The sequence below is a fragment of the Streptomyces sp. NPDC020379 genome, assembly GCF_044387105.1.
Taxonomy (GTDB): Bacteria; Actinomycetota; Actinomycetes; order Streptomycetales; family Streptomycetaceae; genus Streptomyces.
Genome location: NZ_JBIRVR010000006.1, coordinates 317,056 through 335,933 on the forward strand (window position 1 = coordinate 317,056; position 18,878 = coordinate 335,933).

At 70.9% G+C, this 18,878-nt stretch carries 18 protein-coding genes and 1 pseudogene; 10 read left to right on the plus strand and 9 right to left on the minus strand.

All coding sequences use genetic code 11. The features are described from left to right. Positions 1 to 2 precede the first annotated feature (2 nt). Positions 3 to 260 (minus strand): hypothetical protein, encoded by a 258-nt coding sequence (locus ACH427_RS11165; protein WP_398869144.1) that lies wholly within the window; start codon positions 258 to 260, stop codon positions 3 to 5. Positions 261 to 541: 281 nt separating this feature from the next. On the opposite strand from ACH427_RS11165, the gene ACH427_RS11170 reads away from it, so the two are divergent. The 7 genes and pseudogenes from ACH427_RS11170 to ACH427_RS11200 all read left to right on the plus strand — a co-directional run bounded on the left by ACH427_RS11170 (position 542) and on the right by ACH427_RS11200 (position 5,271). Beyond that, positions 542 to 1,387 (plus strand): DUF5753 domain-containing protein, encoded by an 846-nt coding sequence (locus ACH427_RS11170; protein ID WP_398869145.1) that lies wholly within the window; start codon positions 542 to 544, stop codon positions 1,385 to 1,387. Further along, complete coding sequence (locus ACH427_RS11175) at positions 1,384 to 1,599, plus strand: DUF397 domain-containing protein (RefSeq protein ID WP_398869146.1); 216 nt, start codon at positions 1,384 to 1,386, stop codon at positions 1,597 to 1,599. Before ACH427_RS11170 ends, ACH427_RS11175 begins: the two co-directional genes overlap by 4 nt. Before the next feature lie 8 nt (positions 1,600 to 1,607). Continuing rightward, positions 1,608 to 1,786: pseudogene (locus tag ACH427_RS11180) on the plus strand (NUDIX hydrolase); the annotation flags it as partial. Positions 1,787 to 1,919: 133 nt separating this feature from the next. Further along, a complete protein-coding gene (locus ACH427_RS11185; RefSeq protein ID WP_398869147.1) occupies positions 1,920 to 2,813 on the plus strand; it encodes a hypothetical protein in 894 nt (297 codons plus the stop codon). Between the two features lie 111 nt (positions 2,814 to 2,924). Further along, positions 2,925 to 3,353, plus strand: a complete 429-nt coding sequence (locus ACH427_RS11190; protein WP_398869148.1) for a GntR family transcriptional regulator — start codon at positions 2,925 to 2,927, stop codon at positions 3,351 to 3,353. After that, a complete protein-coding gene (locus ACH427_RS11195; RefSeq protein WP_398869149.1) occupies positions 3,350 to 4,306 on the plus strand; it encodes an ATP-binding cassette domain-containing protein in 957 nt (318 codons plus the stop codon). Before ACH427_RS11190 ends, ACH427_RS11195 begins: the two co-directional genes overlap by 4 nt. Continuing rightward, the gene (locus ACH427_RS11200) at positions 4,303 to 5,271 is read left to right on the plus strand and encodes a transporter (RefSeq protein WP_398869150.1); all 969 of its coding nucleotides are present in this window, start codon (positions 4,303 to 4,305) and stop codon (positions 5,269 to 5,271) included. Before ACH427_RS11195 ends, ACH427_RS11200 begins: the two co-directional genes overlap by 4 nt. 90 nt (positions 5,272 to 5,361) lie before the next feature. Here ACH427_RS11200 and ACH427_RS11205 read toward each other — a convergent pair whose 3' ends face one another. Both ACH427_RS11205 and ACH427_RS11210 read right to left on the minus strand, forming a co-directional pair. Beyond that, a complete protein-coding gene (locus ACH427_RS11205) occupies positions 5,362 to 6,495 on the minus strand; it encodes a P1 family peptidase (RefSeq protein ID WP_398869151.1) in 1,134 nt (377 codons plus the stop codon). Between the two features lie 12 nt (positions 6,496 to 6,507). Then, the gene (locus ACH427_RS11210) at positions 6,508 to 7,686 is read right to left on the minus strand and encodes a low temperature requirement protein A (protein ID WP_398869152.1); all 1,179 of its coding nucleotides are present in this window, start codon (positions 7,684 to 7,686) and stop codon (positions 6,508 to 6,510) included. A gap of 424 nt (positions 7,687 to 8,110) precedes the next feature. Here ACH427_RS11210 and ACH427_RS11215 point away from each other — a divergent pair, with 424 nt between their 5' ends. Continuing rightward, positions 8,111 to 8,308 (plus strand): hypothetical protein, encoded by a 198-nt coding sequence (locus ACH427_RS11215; protein WP_398869154.1) that lies wholly within the window; start codon positions 8,111 to 8,113, stop codon positions 8,306 to 8,308. Positions 8,309 to 8,330: 22 nt separating this feature from the next. On the opposite strand, the gene mscL is transcribed toward ACH427_RS11215, so the two are convergent. The 5 genes from mscL to ACH427_RS11240 all read right to left on the minus strand — a co-directional run bounded on the left by mscL (position 8,331) and on the right by ACH427_RS11240 (position 14,095). Further along, positions 8,331 to 8,804: a large conductance mechanosensitive channel protein MscL gene (mscL, locus tag ACH427_RS11220; RefSeq protein WP_398869155.1), complete on the minus strand. Its 474-nt coding sequence runs from the start codon at positions 8,802 to 8,804 to the stop codon at positions 8,331 to 8,333. A 969-nt stretch (positions 8,805 to 9,773) separates the two neighbouring features. Beyond that, the gene (locus tag ACH427_RS11225; RefSeq protein WP_398869156.1) at positions 9,774 to 10,622 is read right to left on the minus strand and encodes an S-methyl-5'-thioadenosine phosphorylase; all 849 of its coding nucleotides are present in this window, start codon (positions 10,620 to 10,622) and stop codon (positions 9,774 to 9,776) included. A gap of 89 nt (positions 10,623 to 10,711) precedes the next feature. Beyond that, positions 10,712 to 11,047 (minus strand): FmdB family zinc ribbon protein, encoded by a 336-nt coding sequence (locus ACH427_RS11230; protein ID WP_398869157.1) that lies wholly within the window; start codon positions 11,045 to 11,047, stop codon positions 10,712 to 10,714. A 66-nt stretch (positions 11,048 to 11,113) separates the two neighbouring features. Continuing rightward, entirely contained in the window at positions 11,114 to 12,391 is a 1,278-nt protein-coding gene (locus ACH427_RS11235; protein ID WP_398869158.1) for an MFS transporter, read from the minus strand. A 204-nt stretch (positions 12,392 to 12,595) separates the two neighbouring features. Further along, entirely contained in the window at positions 12,596 to 14,095 is a 1,500-nt protein-coding gene (locus ACH427_RS11240) for a potassium/proton antiporter (protein WP_398869193.1), read from the minus strand. Between the two features lie 224 nt (positions 14,096 to 14,319). On the opposite strand from ACH427_RS11240, the gene ACH427_RS11245 reads away from it, so the two are divergent. Then, a complete protein-coding gene (locus tag ACH427_RS11245; protein ID WP_398869159.1) occupies positions 14,320 to 17,229 on the plus strand; it encodes a penicillin acylase family protein in 2,910 nt (969 codons plus the stop codon). Positions 17,230 to 17,299: 70 nt separating this feature from the next. Here ACH427_RS11245 and ACH427_RS11250 read toward each other — a convergent pair whose 3' ends face one another. After that, entirely contained in the window at positions 17,300 to 17,908 is a 609-nt protein-coding gene (locus ACH427_RS11250) for a 5-formyltetrahydrofolate cyclo-ligase (protein WP_398869160.1), read from the minus strand. 63 nt (positions 17,909 to 17,971) lie between these two features. Between ACH427_RS11250 and galU the strand changes: the two genes are divergently transcribed. Next, entirely contained in the window at positions 17,972 to 18,874 is a 903-nt protein-coding gene (gene galU / locus ACH427_RS11255; RefSeq protein ID WP_398869161.1) for a UTP--glucose-1-phosphate uridylyltransferase GalU, read from the plus strand. Positions 18,875 to 18,878: the final 4 nt, after the last annotated feature.

Here is an 18,878-nt window from a genome sequence, read left to right on the forward strand (position 1 = left end):
GATCACGAGTGGACCTCTCGCCAGTGGCGGGCCTTCTCCACGTTGACGGCGGCGGCCTCGGCCAGTCGGCCTTCTCGCACGGCGAGGACGTGGGCGAGGGTGAACCCGTGGCATTTCCTGCACGGGCGGGAGGTGGTCGGTGTGCTTGCCGCCGCGCTGGTGCGGCTCATCGCGTTGGCGGCGGCGACGCGGTCGCTGAGGCTTTCGGACATGTTGGGGCGTGGGTCCTCGTCAAGGATGGGGTGTGGTGCTGCGGGCATGGGTGCACCTCTGAGGTCGTCGAGATGGGGCCGGACCGGCTGGTCGCCGTCGGCAGGCATGCGAAATCAGCCTCGATGAGGCCCCGGTTCCTTGCCCGGCGAATCCAGTGCAAGGTTGCACGCGCCCCATGGGTGCGTGCAACCTTGCACGCACAACCCAACTCGTGTGGGTGGCGCTGCACTTCGCGCTGACGCGGCCCCTCGGTGCGCCGACTATGGTGACTTGACTTGGCGATTCAGGGGAGGAACGAGTGCCACGCTCACAGCCGACGGCTCGACAGATGAGGCTGGGGCGTCTCCTCAGGGGCCTGAGGGATGACCGGCCTCAATCCGTGGTCAGCGCCCTCGCGTGGAGTGAAGCCAAGATCAGTCGTATCGAGTCGGGGCGGATCGGGATCAGTGAAAATGACCTGGACCTCCTCCTTGGCCTCTACGGCGTCAAGGATCAGCCCCTGCGTCGACACGCTCATGAGCTGCGCGTGAAGGGCGGGCAGCAGGGCTGGGAGAGCAGTCCTTCCCTCCGGGGAATTCTCTCGCCGGAGTACGCCTCTTTCATCGGGTTCGAAGCCGACGCCTCGGAAATGCTCACCGCTGAGCCGGTGGTGATTCCCGGCCTCCTCCAGACTGAGGAATACACACGCGCCTTGCTCGGCGAGTTGGCGGATGAGCCCAGTGAGGATGAGGTCAAGAAGCTGGCTGCCGTGCGGGCGAAGCGGCAGGAGGTGTTCCGGAAGGACGCCCCGCTGAGGTTTCGTGGAGTGGTCTCCGAGTCTGTGCTCAGGCATGAAATCGGCAGCCCGAATGTCATGTCGGGCCAGCTCAGGTACTTGATCGGCCTGGACCGGCGGTTCGGTGGCCGTGTGCAGCTCCACGTGCTGCCCGAGGCGGCAAGTGCCCATGCCGCCCTGCACGGAGGGCCGTTCGCGATCCTGAGGTTTCCGGAACGGTGGGAGCCCGATGTGGTGTGCCTTGACGGCCTCACTGGCATGCGCTACCTGGAGAAGGAGCCCGAGACCGGCGTCTATCTCAGGGCGTTTCAGAACTTGCTCGCCGAGGCGTTGAGCAAGGAAGAAACCCATCGGCTGATCCGGCGCCGTATTGACGAAATCGAGGCAGGGGAAAAATGACCAGAGCCATACCTGACGCATCCATACTCGCGGTGCAGTGGATGAAGTCGAAGGCGTCAGGCCAGCAGAACAACTGCGTCGAGGTGGCCTTCGGAGGCGGGTCTGTGTACATCCGCGACAGCAAGAGCCCAGCCGGCCCGGCGCTTCCCCTTTCGTTGGCCGGGTTCGTGGAGTTCATCGAGAGCGTCCGCACAGAGGGATCCGGTCACTGAGCGCACCGATGAGGCCCACCCCCAGCGCCCCGGCCGCCTGGAACGCGTACCTCGCCGAGGGCAATGCCACGCAGGCCCGGAAGCGCATTGCCGCTCCCTGCTGGTGAAACCCATCTATAAGCCCGGCTGGGGCCTGCCCGGCGGCATGGCGGAAGCCACGACCCCAACACAAACCCCAGGCGAACGCCCGTCAAGTCACCTGCGCCGTAGCCGGGGCGGGACGCGGCGGACACAGGCCGGCCGGGTTCGGACGCGACCCCGACCGGTGCGCCAACACCGTGCCGGGGTCTGACCAACAAGATCGTAGTAAGGCCGATCTCATGGCTGACGCCGACTTTAGCCCTGCCCCGCGCCCCGCGCACCGACACCCCCTCGCCCGCCCCGGCTACGGCAAGCGCACCGCCCCCGAGCAAGCGCCCCGCCGCCGTGGTGACTTCGCGCATCTGCGGCCCCGTGAGGCGTCGATCGCCGCGTTCATCGACCGGCTGCCCGAGGGTGCGGCCATGGACGCCAAGACGCTCGCCGCCCAGCTGCCCGACTACGGGCAGGCCGCCTGCCTCACCGCGCTGCGGCGGCTCTCCGAGGCGGGGCATCTGCGGCGGGTGACGGAGCGGATCAAAGGTGACGGCGGCAGCTGGCACTGGGTGACCCGCTCGCATTTCTCCCGCACCGCCCGGGACGACGCCTGGTGGACGGCGTTCCTCGCGGGCAACGTCCCGGCGCCGCGCGACCGGTCGCGATCGCAACCCGAGGCCAAGGCCCCGGCCCGTTCGTACGCGTACGACGCCCTCGCCTCCGTCGGCCGTACGGATCCTCGCATGACTCTCTCCGCCGCCGACTGCGCGGCACTCGAAGAGCTCGCCGCCGCGTGGCTGGCGCGCGGTGCGGACGAGGCGGAGCTCGTACGCACGCTGACGGCCGGACTGCCGCCGGAAGTGCACTGCGCGGGCGCCCTCGCACGCCGTCGGCTCATCGACAAAATGCCGCCCGAGCCCGCCCCCGGACCTGCTGAAACACCGCTGCGCATGCTGGAGTGCACGATCTGCCGCGCGCCCGGCCGCCCCGAGGCGCTGCCGGGCGGGATCTGCCGCGACTGCCGGGGCGAACCCCCGCTCCACCCCCTCCACGGCGTGGCGCCGGACGGCGTGCGGGCCCGCGTCGCGGAGGTCCGCGCCGCCGTCGGCGCCCGCCCGTACGTCACTCGTGGCCGCTGACACCCGCCACCGTTCCGCTGGGTGAGCGGAGCGGCGCGCTCCGTGATATTTGACGCCGACGGCGGACGCTCCGCATTATTCCACTAAGACGTTAGTGAAACGAGGGTGCGAATGATCGTGTTCCGGATAGATCGGCGCAGCGGCGTCGCCACCTATCTGCAACTCGCGCACCAGGTCAGGCAGGCCCTCCGGCTCGGTGTGCTGGAGCCGGGGGACCGGCTGCCCACGGCCAGGGAAGTGGTCGCGGCCACCGCGATCAACCCCAACACCGTGCTGCGGGCCTACCGGGAACTGGAGCGCGAGGGGCTCGTCGAGCCCCGCCCGGGGCAGGGGACGTTCGTGCGACGTTCACTGTCCCGGCCCGCGACGGCGGCGGACTCGCCGCTGCGCGCGGAATTCACCGACTGGGTGGACCGGGCCCGCGAGGCGGGCCTGGAACGCGAGGACATCGCGGCCCTCACCGCCGCCGCCCTCGACGAACGCTTCCCGGCGCCACCCCCGTCCCACCGATCACCGCAGTCCATGGAGGAAGACACGTGACCGACCCGATCGCCTCTACGGCCCTGAGGGCGACACGGCTCGGCCGGAGGTTCCGGAGCGGATGGGCGCTGCGCGACTGCGACTTCGCCCTGCCCGCAGGCCGTATCACCGCGCTCGTCGGCCCCAACGGAGCCGGCAAGAGCACGCTGTTCCACCTCGCCACCGGCCTCCTGCGGCCGACCGACGGCGAGATCAGCGTCTTCGGCGCCGACCCGGTCACCGCCGGGGCCCGCGACCGCACGGCCTTCCTCGCCCAGGACAAGCCGCTCTACCCCCGCTTCACCGTGGAGGAGACCCTCCGCTTCGGCCGCGAGCTCAACCAGGACTGGGACCAGGCCGGCGCCGAACGCATCGTCCGCGCCGGGGACATCTCCCCCGCCGCCCGCGTCGGCGCGCTCTCCCCGGGCCAGTGCACGCGCGTCTCGCTCGCCCTCGCCTTCGGCAAGCGGCCCGACCTGCTGCTCCTCGACGAGCCGCTGGCCGACCTCGACCCGCTCGTACGCATCGAGGCCATGGGCCTGGTCATGGCCGAGGTCGCCGAACGCGGCACCACCGTCGTGATGTCCTCGCACGTCCTGTCCGAGCTGGAGAACGTCTGCGACCACGTGCTGCTCCTCAAGCACGGCGGCGTACGGCTCCAGGGCGACGCGCAGCAGCTGTGCGACGACCACGTCCTGCTCACCGGCCGCGCCGAGAGCGCGCGCGAGGACGGCCTGCCGTCCGGCCTCGGCGGCGCGACCGTCGTGGAATCGACCGTCACCGGCCGCCAGGTCACCGCCCTGCTCCGCACGGAACCGCGTACGGAAGGCCGCCCCGCCGACGACTCCGCCGACGTCTTCGCCGACGACCGGTGGGTCACCGAAATACCCTCCCTGGAAGACCTGTTGCTCGCATATCTCCGCTCCGTCCCGGCCGACGCCGCCCCCTCCGGTGACACGGAGGCAGCGGCGTGAAAGGCACCCTCTGGCTGGCCTGGCGCCAGCAGCGCACGCTGATCCTCCTCGGCGCGGCGGTTCTCGTCGTCTGCGCGGTGTGGGTCGCGTTCCAGCGCGCGGACATGCTCGCCTTCATCAGCGACCACCACATCGACACGAAGAACTGCAAGGGCTGGAACGGCGACTGCGCAAGCGAAGCCGCCGCGCAGCTGATCGACGACACCAACGGGCCGCTGCGCGCGCTCGGTTCGCTCAGCACCGCGCTGCCCGTGCTCATCGGCATCTTCTGGGGCGCGCCCCTGCTCGGGCGCGAGCTGGAGAGCGGCACCTGGAAGCTCGCGCTGACCCAGGGCGTCAGCGTCCGCCGCTGGTTCCTCACCCGCTTCTCGCTGGCACTCGGCTGTGCGCTCGCCGGCTCGGCGGTCCTCGCCGCGCTCCTCGCGTGGTGGTGGGAGCCGGTCTCCAACATGCTGAACGGCCTCTACTGGCACGACGGCTACATCTTCAACGCCACCGGCCCCGCAGCCGTGGCCTGCGCCGTCTTCGGCCTCGTCGTCGGCACGGCGGCCGGGCTGCTGCTGCGCCGCACGGTGGCCGCGATGGGCACCGCGCTCGCCGTGATCGTGGGCGTACGGCTGCTCCTCAACACCGTCCGCCACGACTGGATCTCGCCCGCGCTGCGGACCAGCCAGGGAGACGCGCCCCGGCAGTACATCGGCAGCGCGGAATCGGCCGGCGACTTCGGCTTCATCGACCGCGCCGGCCGCCTGGTCCACGAACCGGCCGCCTGCGCCTCGGGCCCCGGACTGCCCGACATGAAGACCTGCATGGCACAGAAGGGCTTCACGGGCCGCTTCTACAAGGTCTACCCCGCGAGCGACTTCTGGGTCCTCCAGTGGATCGAGACCGCGATCCTCATCGGCCTCGCGGCCGCCCTGATGGCCCTGATCTGCGTCGCCCTGCGCCGCCGCGCCGTTCTCTGAGACCCGCCGCCACCCGCACCCGGGCTTGCCCGGGTGCGGGTCTGCTGTCGCCCACGGCGCTCGAAACGCACCGCCGTACGCGACCTCGTCTCAGCCGCCGTACGGATCTCCGTACAGATCGCCGTACAGGTCTCCGTACGACGGGAAGACGCCGCCGGGGCCGTCCACCCCCTCCGCCGCCAGGATGCCCTTCACCACCGCGCGGGTCAGGACGTCCGCCCCCGCCGCCAGGATGTCGTTGAGCGCTCCCGCCGCCGGGAGGACCGTGCTGCCGAACAGCTCCTCCTCGGGCAGCGGACGGTCACCGGTGGCCAGGGCGAAGACCGTGTCGCCGTCGCTCAGCAGGTGTACGGGCCGCACCGCACGGGCCAGACCGTCGTGTGCCGTACCCGCCAGCTTCTGGGCCTGGGCGCGGGTCAGCGCGGCATCGGTCGCGACCACCGCGAGCGTCGTGTTGAGCGGAGGCCGTACGGAGGCGGCCGACCGCCTCGCCGACTCCTGCCGCGCCGCCGCCAGCCTCTCCTGGGCGGCGCGGTGCCGCGAGGGCGCCGGGACGTCGACCACGCCGTGCGCCAACTGCCCGTACAACGCGCCCGTCATGGGCTCGACGGCCGAACCCGCCGCGTTGACCACGGCCAGCGCCGCGACCGTCGTGCCCGACGGCAGCACCACACTCGCCGTGCCGACGCCACCCTTGACACCCCCGGCCACCGCGCCCGTACCCGCGCCGACCGTGCCCTGCTCCACCGGCGCCCCCGCCTCCGTACGCGCCGCCGCCTCGGCCGCCTCCCGCCCGAGCGCCGCGTCGGGACGGGCCCGCCAGTCGCCGCCCCGGCCGAGGTCGAACAGCGCGGCCGCCGGGACCACCGGCACGACCTGCGCCGGATCGGGGCCGACCCGGAAGCCGCGGCCCGCGTCCTCCAGCCAGGCCATCACCCCCGACGCGGCGTCGAGCCCGAAGGCGCTCCCACCGGAGAGCACGATCGCCTCGACGTGCTGCACGAGATTCCGCGGATCCAGGGCGTCGGTCTCCTTGGTGCCCGGACCGCCGCCCCGCACGTCGACGGCGGCGATCGCGCCGCCCGCTCCGGTGAGCACCACGGTGGTGCCGGTCAGGGCGCCGTCCCCGACGCGCCGCGCGTGCCCGACCCGCAGTCCGGGAACGTCGGTCAGCGCGTCGAGAGGGCCGGGGGAGGGCCGCTGTGCGGCGTGGGCATCAGTCATGGCCCATGCGTATCACTTCCCTTCCGCCGTGTCTGCGGTGCCCGCGGCCATCGCCTCCCTCGCCGGTCGCCGGGTGGTCAGGAAGACCCCCACCGCCACCGTGCCCGCCGCGACCACCCCGGCCAGCAGCACCGCGGCGTGCCCCGCGAACGTGCAGGCCAGCACCAGCACGGCCGACACCGGCAGCACCAACTGCTGTGCCAGGCCCCGCTTGTGGTGCCGGGAGTGGATCAGCCAGACCGAGAACATGAACAGCGCCGTCGCCGCCGTGACCGCCCCCGACGCCGCGAACGCCGAGATGTGCGCCTTGCCCACGGCCTCCTCGATCGCCACCTCGATCCCCGCCCCGACGGCCGCCGCCGAGCCGAAGACGAGGTAGTGGCCGTAACCCCACAGGAACGCCTGGCTGTTGGAGACCAGGTGCAGATGGATGGGCACCGCGAAATAGATCCAGTACGCGGCGAAGATGATCAGCAGCCCGCCGCCCGCGATCGGCAGCAGCGTGCCCAGCGCCTCGTGCTCGTCCACCGCCGACTGGACGGCGACCGTGGCCGCCGACACCGTCTCGCCCAGCACGATGATGGTGAACAGGCCGTACCGCTCCGCAATGTGGTGCGGATGCCACCCCGTCTGATACCGGTGCTCGGCGATCGCGGGCACCGACATCTCCGCGACCGCCATGACCACGAAGAGCCACGGCTTGGCGTGCTGCGGCAGCAACAGCAGCCCCAGCCAGCCCACCTGGCACAGGCACACGCCGACCGCGTAGCGCAGCGCTGTCCGCCGCTCCTCGCCCGTGCTGGCGTGCGCGGCCCGCAGCCACTGCGCCACCATCGCCAGCCGCATCACCAGATAGCCGAACCAGACCACGCTGAAGTCGCTGCCGTCGAAGGCCCGGGGAACACCCGCCGCCAGGATCAGGACCCCGGCCATCTGCACCAGCGTCACCACGCGGTAGAGCACGTCGTCCGTGTCGTAAGCGGAGGAGAACCAGCTGAAGTTGACCCACGCCCACCAGACGGCGAAGAACACCATCAGATAGCCGGGGAGACCGCTGGCCGGATGGCCTTCCGCGAGGGCGTGCACCAGCTGCCTGCCGGCCTGCGCCACCGCGACGACGAAGCACAGGTCGAAGAACAGCTCCAGTGGCGTGGCGGTGCGATGCGCCTCGTCGCGGCCGCGCTCGGTCATGCGGCGCACGACTCCGCCCGATGCGGGGGTCAAGGCCGCGCACCGCTTCCGGGGCTTTGCCCCGGACCCCCGGCGGGGGAGCCCTTGGGGGTGCCCCCGGACGACGTGTGGGGGAGTGTCCTCAAGCTGCCCCGGCTACGGCTGGGAGGTGCGCCCACGGGCTGATCGGGCACCCCCGAAGCGGGGCTCCGCACCGGATCCCGCAGCCTCTTCCGCGCGGTGGCCTCCGGCACCGGGCCGGCCGTGGTCCGGCGCTCGGGGCGCGTGTCCCGGGCTCGCCCGGCCGCCGGGTGCCCCGGGGAGCGCGGGCCCGTGACCGGCAGGGCGTATGTGGGCAGCATCACCTCGCTCATGCGGCGATTCTCGCCGCTGCCACCGCCGGGCGCGCGCCGAGCCTCTGGCGGCCCGACCGTACCCTGGAGGCATGAGCAACGCCCCCGAACCCGCCGCCGAACCCACTGTGCCGCCGCGCCGGCCCGCCGCCGCGCTGATCTTCGACGACCCGCTGTCGCAGCAGTCCTCGGACGACACGGACAGCGGCTGGGGCGAGCGCCCGGCAGGCGGCGGCAGCGCCGCCGACCTGGCCCGCTTCCTGGACGAGAAGCCGCCCCACCACATCTGAGCACTGCGGCGGGCCCGCGGCCTCAGCGCTGGGCCGGGACCGGCTCCGGGCCGCGACGCTGCTCGACCAGCGCGTCCCGGATCTGCTCCAGCAGCTCGATCTCGGTGACCTGGGCCGGCGTGGGCTCCGCCGGGTTCTTCGCGGCCTGGCGGTCCTGCCAGCGCTTCATCGGCAGCAGCATCAGGAAATAGACGACCGCGGCCGTGATCAGGAACGTCAGCGTCGCGCTGAGCACCGTGCCCCACTGGATATAGACACCCTCGGTCACCTCGCCCGCGGCGTTCCTGGCGCAGGGGCCCTTCAGACAGGCCGCGTAGTGGTCGAGGTCCTTGGTGCCGAAGGCGCCCACGACCGGGTTGATCACACCCTTGACCACCGAGTTGACGATGTTGGTGAACGCCGCACCGATGACAACGGCGACCGCGAGGTCTATGACGTTGCCCCGCATCAGGAACGCCTTGAAGCCACCAAGGACGCCTGTTTTCTTCTCGCTCACCGAGCGGCCTCTCTCTTTCTGTACCGGAATGGCATGGTCCATGCCTTCTGGAAGAGTTTGCCAGGTCTGGGTGGGTGGTTGGGGTGATCATGCGAGGGCGTAGTGCGTGAGGGCGGGCAGGCAGGGGGTCACTGTCGCCGCCGCGGCGGCGGACGCGATCGCGATCGTCAGTCGGCGTTTGCGTGGTCCGGCCCTTCTCCTGCCCACTCGGACCGGTTCGAATGGGGGGAGGGTGTGGGTGGGCGGGGGCGTGTGGTTGCTTCGGGGTGCGCTTGTCATCGGGGCCGCCTCGGTTTGGCTTGCGGGCTTGGGCGGTTCCCACGATTCCGTGTTCTTGGCGGTTTCGCTTGGGCCTGTGGATTACCGGGCGGTTGTGGATAACGGGGCCATCCGCCGGGGGGATCTGGGGTTTTCGTTGCCGCCTGCGGCGGGAGCGGCCTGCGGCCGCGTCCTCAATCGCCGGACGGGCTGTTTGTTCCCCAGCCCCGCCCCTTCCCGAAACTGGGGGCAAGCCCCCAAACCCCCGCAACACGCTTCGCGCGTTGCCTCAAACGCCGGACGGGCTGAAATGAGCACCCCGGACGGGCTGAAAAGAAAAAGACCGGCGCACCCCACGACCGAATGTTGCCCTCCGGTGGGAGGGGGTGGGGCTGGAGGGTGGGGTTCTGGAACGCGGTGCGTTTTCAGGGCACTCAATCCGCATGACCCGCACCGCACCGCGTTCCAGGTCCCCAGCCCGGAAGACCCACCCCCGGCACCCACCACAAACCAGCCCGGCCGGCGATTGAGGCCACCCCACCGCAACCACAACACACCCGCACCCGACAACAGCGAGCCCGGCAGGGCGCTCCCGCCGCAGGCGGCGAACCGGCCCGCACAAGGCAACGGCGAGCCCGCAAGCCACCCCGCCGCAAAGCGCAAGCAACCCGCACCAGACAACGCCGAGCCCGCAAACAACCCCGCCCAGACCTACGGCAGCGAAATCCCCAAATCCCACCCCTCATGAACCCCCGCGCACAAACAAGCCCGGTCCCCCGTCTCCGGCAACGCGCAAACCGCCGCGAACAAAACCTCCCGCAAACGCCCCACGTTCTCCCCGAAGACCCGCATCACCTCGTCATGCGAGACCCCGTCACCCGTCTCCGCCCCCGCGTCGAGGTCGGTGACCAGCGACATGGACGTGTAGCAGAGGCCCAGCTCGCGGGCGAGCACCGCTTCCGGGTGGCCGGTCATGCCGACGACCGACCAGCCCTGCGCTGCGTGCCAGCGGGATTCGGCGCGGGTCGAGAAGCGGGGGCCCTCGATGACGACCATGGTGCCGCCGTCGACGGGGTTCCAGCCGTGGCCGCGGGCGACGGCCACCGCGACGGCGCGGCCGTCGGGGCAGTAGGGGTCGGCGAAGGTGGTGTGGACGACGTTGGGCACCGAGCCGTCGGGCAGGGGCTCGCCGTCGAAGAAGGTCTGGACGCGGTTCTTGGTGCGGTCCACGAGCTGGTCGGGCACGAGCAGGGTGCCCGGCCCGTACTCCGGCCGCAGCCCGCCGACCGCGCAGGGACCGAGCACCTGGCGCACGCCGACGGAGCGCAGGGCCCACAGGTTGGCCCGGTAGTTGATGCGGTGCGGAGGCAGATGGTGGCCGCGTCCGTGGCGGGGCAGGAAGGCGACCTTGCGCCCGGCCAGTTCACCGATGAAGAGCGAGTCGCTGGGCGACCCGTAGGGCGTCTCGACCGTGACCTCGGTCACTTCCTCCAGGAAGGAGTAGAACCCCGACCCGCCGATCACGCCTATGTCCGCCTGTGCGGTACCGATCTCGACCATGCGGCCACCCTAACGGCGCGCCCCGGAACGGCAGGAGCCCGCGAGCCCTCGGGGAGGGTTCGCGGGCTCCGGTGCGCCGTGGTGATGCCTCAGGCGGCGGACGTGCTGCTCGACGCGGCGGTGCTCGACGACGAGGTCGAGGACGCCGAAGAGGAGGACGTCGAGGAAGAGGCCGACGAGGAGTCCGAGCCGCTCTTCGAGGTGGACGAGGACGTGGACGTCTTCGCCGGGCTGCTGCTGGACGACGAGCCGCGGCTGTCGTTCCGGTAGAAGCCGGAGCCCTTGAAGACGATGCCGACCGCGGAGAACACCTTCTTCAGGCGTCCGTCACAGCTCGGGCAGACGGTCAGGGCGTCATCGGTGAACTTCTGCACCGCCTCGAGGCCCTCGCCGCACTCGGTGCACTGGTACTGGTAAGTCGGCACTTGATCCTCCTGGCACTCTCACTCAATGAGTGCTAACGACGCTCCATAGTGCAGTATTCCGGCGCGTCAGTCCACCGATACGGCCTCGCGGTGACCCACCCCACGTGCGGCGATGAGCGATTCGCTCTTCGGGGTGAGCGCCTTGCGCAGCGTGAGGAGGACCGCCAGGGCCAGGACGGTGCCGACCAGCGGGATCAGGAAGCCGGAGCTGGCGGTGTGCGAGTCGATGACCCGGCCGCCGATGCTGGCCCCGGCCGCCTGGCCGAGACCGACGGCTCCGGTGAGCCAGGTGAAGGCTTCCGTACGGGCGGTCGGCGGGACCAGCGACTCCACCAGCGTGTAGCCGGTGATGAGCGCCGGGGCGATGCACAGGCCGACGAGCAGGCCGAGCCCGCCCAGCAGCGGCAGCGCGTGCGCGGCCCACAGCGGGGTGGTGGCCAGTGCCAGCAGCGGGTAGGCGAGCAGCAGGCGGCGCTGCGGGCTGACCTTCCAGGCGATGGCGCCGCAGACGAGGCCCGCGATCATGTTTCCGGCCGCGAACGTGCCGTACATCAGGCCGTTGAGCCCCGGCTCGCCGAGCTCCTTGGTGAAGGCCGTCATCGACACCTGCATGCCGCCGAAGACGGACCCGATGCCCAGGAAGGCGATCGCGAGGACGCGGACGCCGGGCACGGACAGCGCCGAGGCGGCCTTCTGGCGGCTCCCGGAGCCCGCGCGGCTCGGCTGGGGCTCGGTGCGCCGCTGGGAGGCGAAGAGAAGGCCGCCGACGAGCGTCAGGACCGCCTCGGTGATCAGACCCGCGGCCGGGTGCACGCCGGTGCACAGCGCGGTGGCCAGCACCGGGCCGATCACGAAGGTGAACTCGTCGGTGACCGACTCGAAGGCCGCCGCCGTGGACATCAGCGGCGAGCCGTCCAGCTTGGCCGCCCAGCGGGCCCGGACCATCGGGCCGATCTGCGGGGTGGACGCGCCGGCGGGCACCGCCGCGGCGAACAGCGCCCACAGCGGTGCGTCCGCCAGCGCCAGGGTGATCAGCAGGGAGATCGCCGCGGCGTGCACGACCACGCCGGGCAGCAGCACCCTGCCCTGTCCGAAGCGGTCCGCCAGCTTGCCGCTCTGCGGGGCGAACAGTGCCATCGCGACACCGGCGGTCGCCGAGACGGCGCCCGCCGTGCCGTACGAGCCGGTGGTGTGCTCGACCAGCAGCAGGATGCCGATGGTCAGCATCGCGAAGGGCTGCCGGGCCAGAAAGCCGGGAAGCAGGAACGTCCAGGCGCCGCGCGTGCGCAGCAGCTGGCCGTATCCGGGTCGCGCCTCGGCGTGGTCGTTGACCGTGGATGCCACGGCCGGGCCTTTCCGCCGCCTGGTAGCGCCCACCGCACGGGACACCGCACGGAGCGCGCCGAGAGCTGTCCTCTCGCGCAGGACCGTGGTAGATGCCGTGCCGGCCGCCTTGTGTCGCGCGACCGCGGCCGCCGTGCGGTCGCGCCAGCCCTGCATCAGGCAGAGTTGGTTCGAAAATGGGGAAATAACGTGGAAATAACGAGGTTACTTCCCCTTCAGCGTACCGGGTGTCCCCAGCCAGCCCGCAAGCTTGCCTCCCTCGCTCACGGCCCGCAAGCGTTTCTCCGCCGCGTCGCGCACCGGGTCGGTGGCTACCACCAGCAGCTCGTCGCCCAGGCGCAGCACGGTCGTGGGCCCCGGTACGGAGCTCTTGCCGTCGCGTACGACGAGGGTGACCGCGGCCCCGGCGGGCAGCCGCAGCTCCCCGACCTCCACGCCGTGCATCTTCGACCCCTCGGGGACGGAGACGGACAGCAGGTGGCCGCGCAGCCGCTCCAGGGGCGCCGATTCGATGCCCAGGTCCTCCGGCTCCGTCTCGCCCAGCCGCAGCCGCCTGGCGAGCCAGGGCAGCGTCGGGCCCTGCACCAGGGTGTAGACGATCACGAGCACGAAGACGATGTTGAAGATCGTCCGGGAGTCGTTCACCCCGGCCACCATGGGGATGGTGGCCAGGACGATCGGTACCGCGCCGCGCAGCCCCGCCCAGGACAGCAGGGCCTTCTCCTGCCAGGGCGTGCGGAAGGGCGCGGTGCTCAGGAACACCGACACCGGCCGGGCGACCATGGTCAGCACCAGGCCGACGATGAGCGCGGGCAGGATGTCGTCCCCCAGTTCGTGCGGGGTGACGAGCAGGCCGAGCAGGACGAACATGCCGATCTGGGCGATCCAGCCGAGCCCCTCGGCGAAACCGCGGGTGGCCGGCCAGTGCGGGAGCCTGGCGTTGCCCAGTATCAGCGCGGCCAGATAGACGGCCAGGAAGCCGGAGCCGTGGGCGAGCGCGCCGCCCGCGTAGGCCGCGGTCGCGATGGCCATCACGGCGATCGGGTAGAGGCCGGAGGCGGGCAGGGCCACGTGCCGCAGGCCGTACGCGCCGAGGAAGCCGATCGCGAGGCCGATGGCCGCGCCGATGGCCAGCTCCAGCGCGATCTTGCCGACCAGGACGTACCAGTGGTCGACCGGTCCGGCCGCCGAGAAGGCGACGACCAGGATGACGACGGGGGCGTCGTTGAAGCCCGATTCGGCCTCCAGGACACCCGTCAGCCGGGCGGGCAGCGGGACGTTGCGCAGCACGGAGAAGACGGCCGCCGCGTCCGTCGAGGACACCACGGCGCCGATGATCAGGGCCTGCCGCCATTCCATGCCGGCCAGATAGTGCGCGGCCGACGCGGTGATGCCCACGCTGAGGGCGACGCCGATGGTGGAGAGCACGGCGGCCGACGGCAGCGCCGGTCTGACCTCGTGCCACTTCGTGCCGAGGCCGCCCTCGGCGAGGATCACGACCAGTGCCGCGTAGCCGATCACCTGGGTCAGGCCGACGTCGTTGAAGTGGACGCCGATGCCGTCCTGGCCTATGGCGACGCCTATGCCCAGATAGATGAGCAGGCTGGGGAGCCCGCTGCGCGAAGAGATCCGTACCGCCGCCACCGCGACGAGCAGCACCAGAGAGCAGATCAGCAGGAGTTCGTTGAGGTGGTGGACAGTCAGGGGCCGGTCCCTTCACGAGTCTTTCCACGGATATCGGCCGAAACGTTCCTCCGGCCGACCGGAACTTCATTTCCTAACCTAATATTTTACGGGTTCTTGACGCGTGATAGCGGCCACAGCGACGCATGTCACTGTCCCGCCGGACTCCGCGTCCGGCTGTCCGGAGCGCTGCGCCTATGGTTGCTACAGCACTCCAGGACCACCCTGCCCCTCTAAGGACAGCGATGCCCGCCAACAAGACCGGCCCTTCCGGCAAGAAGTCCGGTAAGAAGAAAGGCCGCCGCGCCCGCCTGCTCGTGATCACTCTCGTGCTGCTGCTCGTGGCGGGCGTCGGCTTCGGCGCGTACTGGAGCGTCAGTACGGTCCGCGCCTCCTTCCCGGAGACCAGCGGCACGCTCCAGCTCAAGGGGCTTTCCGGGCAGGTGCGGGTCGCGCGCGACGGGAACGGCATCCCGCAGATCTACGCGGACTCCGCCGAGGACCTCTTCCGCGCCCAGGGCTTCGTCCAGGCGCAGGACCGGTTCTGGGAGATGGACGTCCGCAGGCATCTGACGGCGGGCCGCCTGTCCGAGATGTTCGGCGAGGGGCAGGTGGAGACCGACGCCTTCATCCGCACCATGGGCTGGCGGAAGGTCGCGCAGGAGGAGTACGACACCAAGCTGTCGGCGGGCACCAAGAAGGCACTCCAGGCGTACTCCGACGGAGTCAACGCCTACCTCAAGGACCACCAGGGCAAGGCGCTGTCCGTCGAGTACGCGGCCCTGTCGTTCAAGAACGACTACAAGCCCGAGGCGTGGACGCCGGTCGACTCCGTCGCCTGGCTGAAGGCCATGGCCTGGGACCTGCGCGGCAACATGCAGGACGAGATCGACCGCTCGCTCGCCGCGACCCGGCTGAGCCCCAAGCAGATCGACCAGCTCTACCCCGCGTACCCGTACGACCGGAACAAGCCGATCGTCGACGGCGGCGGGGTCGACCCGCTCACCAAGGCGTTCGACCCCAAGGCCACGCCGTCCGAGAGCACGCAGGCCGGCGGCACGGCCGGTGCGAACGGCACGGGCGGCACCAACGGCAAGCCGGGCGGCACGGCCACGGGCGGCGCGAACGGTGCCACCGGAGGCACGACCGGCGGGGCGAACGGCGCCACCGGCGGGACCACCGGCGGCGCGGGCGCGGCCAACCCCACCACCGGCGGCAGCGCCGGCGGCGGGCTGCGCAGCGGCCTGTCCTCGCTCTCCAGCACCCTCGACAAGATCCCGGCGCTGCTCGGCCCCTCCGGCAACGGCATCGGGTCCAACTCCTGGGTCGTCTCCGGGAAGTACACGACCACCGGCAAGCCGCTGCTGGCCAACGACCCGCACCTGGCGCCCCAGATGCCCTCGCTCTGGTACCAGATGGGCCTGCACTGCACGAAGGTCAGCGCCGCCTGCCCGTACGACGTGGCCGGCTACACCTTCTCCGGCATGCCGGGCGTGGTCATCGGTCACAACCAGAACATCGCCTGGGGCATGACCAACCTCGGCGCCGACGTCTCCGATCTCTATCTGGAGAAGGTCACCGCCGGCACCTACCTCTACGACGGCAAGCAGGTCCCCTTCACCACCCGCAAGGAGACCATCAAGGTCGCGGGCGGCAAGAGCCGTGAGTTCACCGTCCGCTCCACCAACAGCGGACCGGTGGTCTCCGACCGCAACGACGAACTGGGCAAGGTCGGCCAGGACGCGCCCGTGCAGGACCCCGCGCCCGACCGCGCCGAGGGCTACGCCGTGTCGCTGCGCTGGACGGCGCTCGACGCCGGCAAGAGCATGGACGCCCTGCTGGACCTGAACCGCGCCAAGGACTTCAAGGAGTTCCGCGCGGCCGCCGCCGAGTTCGAGGTGCCTTCGCAGAACCTCATCTACGCCGACACCGAGGGCAACATCGGCTACCAGGCGCCCGGCCGCATCCCCGTCCGCAAGGGCGACGGCCGCTACCCCGCGCCCGGCTGGGACCCGGCCTACAAGTGGACCGACACCATTCCGCAGGCCGAGCTGCCCTGGGACTACAACCCCAAGCGCGGCTACATCGTCACCGCCAACCAGGCCGTCGCCGACAAGAAGTACCCCTACCAGCTGACCTCGGACTGGGGCTACGGCGCCCGCAGCCAGCGCATAAACGAGCTCATCCAGTCGAAGATCAAGGACGGGGGGAAGATCTCGACGGACGACATGCAGAAGATGCAGATGGACAACACCAGCGAGATCGCCAAGCTGCTGACCCCCTACCTGCTGAAGATCGATCTCAAGGGCGACAACGAGCGCGAGACGAGTTACGTCCGCGAGGCGCAGAAGCTCCTGGAGGGCTGGGACTACACCCAGGAGGCCGACTCCGCGGCCGCCGCATACTTCAACGCCGTGTGGCGCAACACCCTCAAGCTCGCCTTCGGCAACAAGCTGCCCAAGGAGCTGCGGGTCAAGGGCCAGTGCCTGCGGGTCCGCCCGGCCAACGACTCCGGGCCGCAGGAGGACCTCGACGGCAACACCCGGCTCGTCACCGAGTGCGGCGAGCGCGACCCCGACTCCGCGCAGCCGGACGGCGGCGACCGCTGGTTCGAGGTCGTCCGCAACATCCTCGACAAGCCGGACGACGCGTGGTGGAAGACCAACGGCACCCGTGCCAACCCCGACGCCGGCGCGCACAACCGTGACGAGCTGCTGGCCCAGGCGATGAAGGACGCCCGCATGGAGCTCACCTCCAAGCTGGGCAAGGACGTCAACTCCTGGAGCTGGGGCCGCCTCCACCAGCTGAACCTCAAGAACCAGACGCTCGGCAAGGACGGCCCCGCCCTCGTGCGCTGGCTGCTCAACCGCGGCCCCTGGAACCTCGCCGGCGGCGAGGCCGCGGTCAACGCGGCCGGCTGGAACGCGGCGGGCGGCTACGACGTCATCTGGGTGCCGTCGATGCGCATGGTGGTCAACCTCGGCGATCTCGACAAGTCGCGGTGGATCAACCTCACGGGGGCGTCCGGGCACGCGTACAACGCGCACTATTACGACCAGACGGACAAGTGGGCGAAGGGTGAGCTTCTTCCTTGGGCGTTCGGTGCGGACGCGGTGAAGAAGGGGACCGACGCGGAGCTTGTTCTGAAGCCGTAGCTTCGGCTGGGGGCGGTGCGTGGCGCCTGCGACCGCCCCTTGCCGGCCGCAGGCCGCTCCGCCGCAGGCGTCACCCGAAGCGGCGCACGCCGGACGGTGTCACCGCCGCGTCCACCGGCTGATCGTGCGGCTCCGCGGGGACCTCCGCGACCACCTCGCTGTCGTACAGCAGCACCACCCGCGCGGGAGCCCGCCCGGCGAGGGCCAGGCGGGCCAGGACGCGGTCGTACGACCCCCCGCCCCGCCCCAGCCGCAGGCCGTGCTCGTCGACCGCCAGGCCCGGCAGGAGGACCGCGCCGGCGGAGGTCACGGACTCCGGGCCGAGGCGGGCGCCGTCGGGCTCCAGGAGGCCGCGGGCGGCGCGTACGAGGTGGCCGGGGCCGTCGTAGCGGGCCCAGTCGAGATCGTTGTCGGGCAGCAGGACCGGCAGGAGGACGCGGACCCCCCGCTCGCGCAGGGCGTCGATCAGGACACGGGTCCCCGGCTCGCTGCCCACGGAGACATAGGCGGCCACCGTGCCCGCCTCCGCGAGTTCCGGGAGACCGAGCGCGCGGCGGGCCAGAGCGGCCTCCGCGGCCGCGCGGTCATCTATGGTCAACCCTGCTCTCACCGCAAGGAAAGAACGCCGCAACTCGGCCTTCGTACCCTCATTTTTGATCACTGTTCGTACAAACTCCATGTCTCGGGTCATACTCGGTGGAGCCTCATCTTCCGCACAATCTCAACCGTTAGTGTTCGGCCCATGACTCATTCGCGTCCTCGGATCAGCAAGGCTGTCATCCCTGCCGCCGGTCTCGGCACCCGCTTCCTGCCGGCGACCAAGGCCACGCCCAAGGAGATGCTGCCGGTCGTCGACAAGCCGGCGATCCAGTACGTGGTGGAGGAGGCCGTCCTCGCCGGCCTGTCGGACGTCCTCATGATCACGGGGCGCAACAAGCGCCCGCTGGAAGACCACTTCGACCGCAATTACGAGCTGGAGGAGGCCCTGCGGCGCAAGGGCGACGAGTCCCGGCTCGCGCGGGTGCAGGAGTCCAGCGACCTGGCCACGATGCACTACGTCCGCCAGGGCGACCCCCGGGGCCTCGGGCACGCCGTGCTGTGCGCCGCTCCGCACGTGGGCAACGAGCCCTTCGCCGTCCTCCTGGGCGACGACCTCATCGACGCCCGCGACCCCCTGCTGTCGCGCATGGTCGACATCCAGCGCAAGCACGGCGGCAGCGTGATCGCCCTCATGGAGGTCGACCCCTCGCAGGTCCACCTCTATGGCTGCGCGGCCGTCAAGCCCACCGACGTGCAGGACGTCGTGGAGGTCACCGGCCTGGTGGAGAAGCCCGAGCCCGCCGAGGCGCCCAGCAACTACGCCGTCATCGGCCGCTACGTCCTCGACCCGGCCGTCTTCGACGTCCTGCGCGAGACCGAGCCCGGCCGCGGCGGCGAGATCCAGCTCACCGACGCCCTCCAGGCCCTCGCGGCCGAGCCGGGGCTCGGCGGCCCCGTGCACGGCGTGGTCTTCAAGGGCCGCCGCTACGACACCGGTGACCGCGGTGACTATCTGCGCGCCATTGTCAGACTGGCATGCGAGCGTGAAGATCTAGGACCGGACTTCCGGGCCTGGCTCCGCCGTTACGTCACCGAGGAGATGTAGCACC

Bases quoted from the DNA above. Each gene is read 5' to 3' on its own strand.
- ACH427_RS11205 (WP_398869151.1), bottom strand. From the start codon at position 6,495: ATGACTGATGCCCACGCCGCACAGCGGCCCTCCCCCGGCCCTCTCGAC.
- ACH427_RS11245 (WP_398869159.1), top strand. From the start codon at position 14,320: ATGCCCGCCAACAAGACCGGCCCTTCCGGCAAGAAGTCCGGTAAGAAG.
- ACH427_RS11175 (WP_398869146.1), top strand. From the start codon at position 1,384: ATGACCAGAGCCATACCTGACGCATCCATACTCGCGGTGCAGTGGATG.
- ACH427_RS11170 (WP_398869145.1), top strand. From the start codon at position 542: ATGAGGCTGGGGCGTCTCCTCAGGGGCCTGAGGGATGACCGGCCTCAA.
- ACH427_RS11250 (WP_398869160.1), bottom strand. From the start codon at position 17,908: ATGGAGTTTGTACGAACAGTGATCAAAAATGAGGGTACGAAGGCCGAG.
- ACH427_RS11215 (WP_398869154.1), top strand. From the start codon at position 8,111: ATGAGCAACGCCCCCGAACCCGCCGCCGAACCCACTGTGCCGCCGCGC.
- ACH427_RS11165 (WP_398869144.1), bottom strand. From the start codon at position 260: ATGCCCGCAGCACCACACCCCATCCTTGACGAGGACCCACGCCCCAAC.
- ACH427_RS11185 (WP_398869147.1), top strand. From the start codon at position 1,920: ATGGCTGACGCCGACTTTAGCCCTGCCCCGCGCCCCGCGCACCGACAC.
- ACH427_RS11190 (WP_398869148.1), top strand. From the start codon at position 2,925: ATGATCGTGTTCCGGATAGATCGGCGCAGCGGCGTCGCCACCTATCTG.
- galU (WP_398869161.1), top strand. From the start codon at position 17,972: ATGACTCATTCGCGTCCTCGGATCAGCAAGGCTGTCATCCCTGCCGCC.
- ACH427_RS11210 (WP_398869152.1), bottom strand. From the start codon at position 7,686: ATGACCGAGCGCGGCCGCGACGAGGCGCATCGCACCGCCACGCCACTG.
- ACH427_RS11225 (WP_398869156.1), bottom strand. From the start codon at position 10,622: ATGGTCGAGATCGGTACCGCACAGGCGGACATAGGCGTGATCGGCGGG.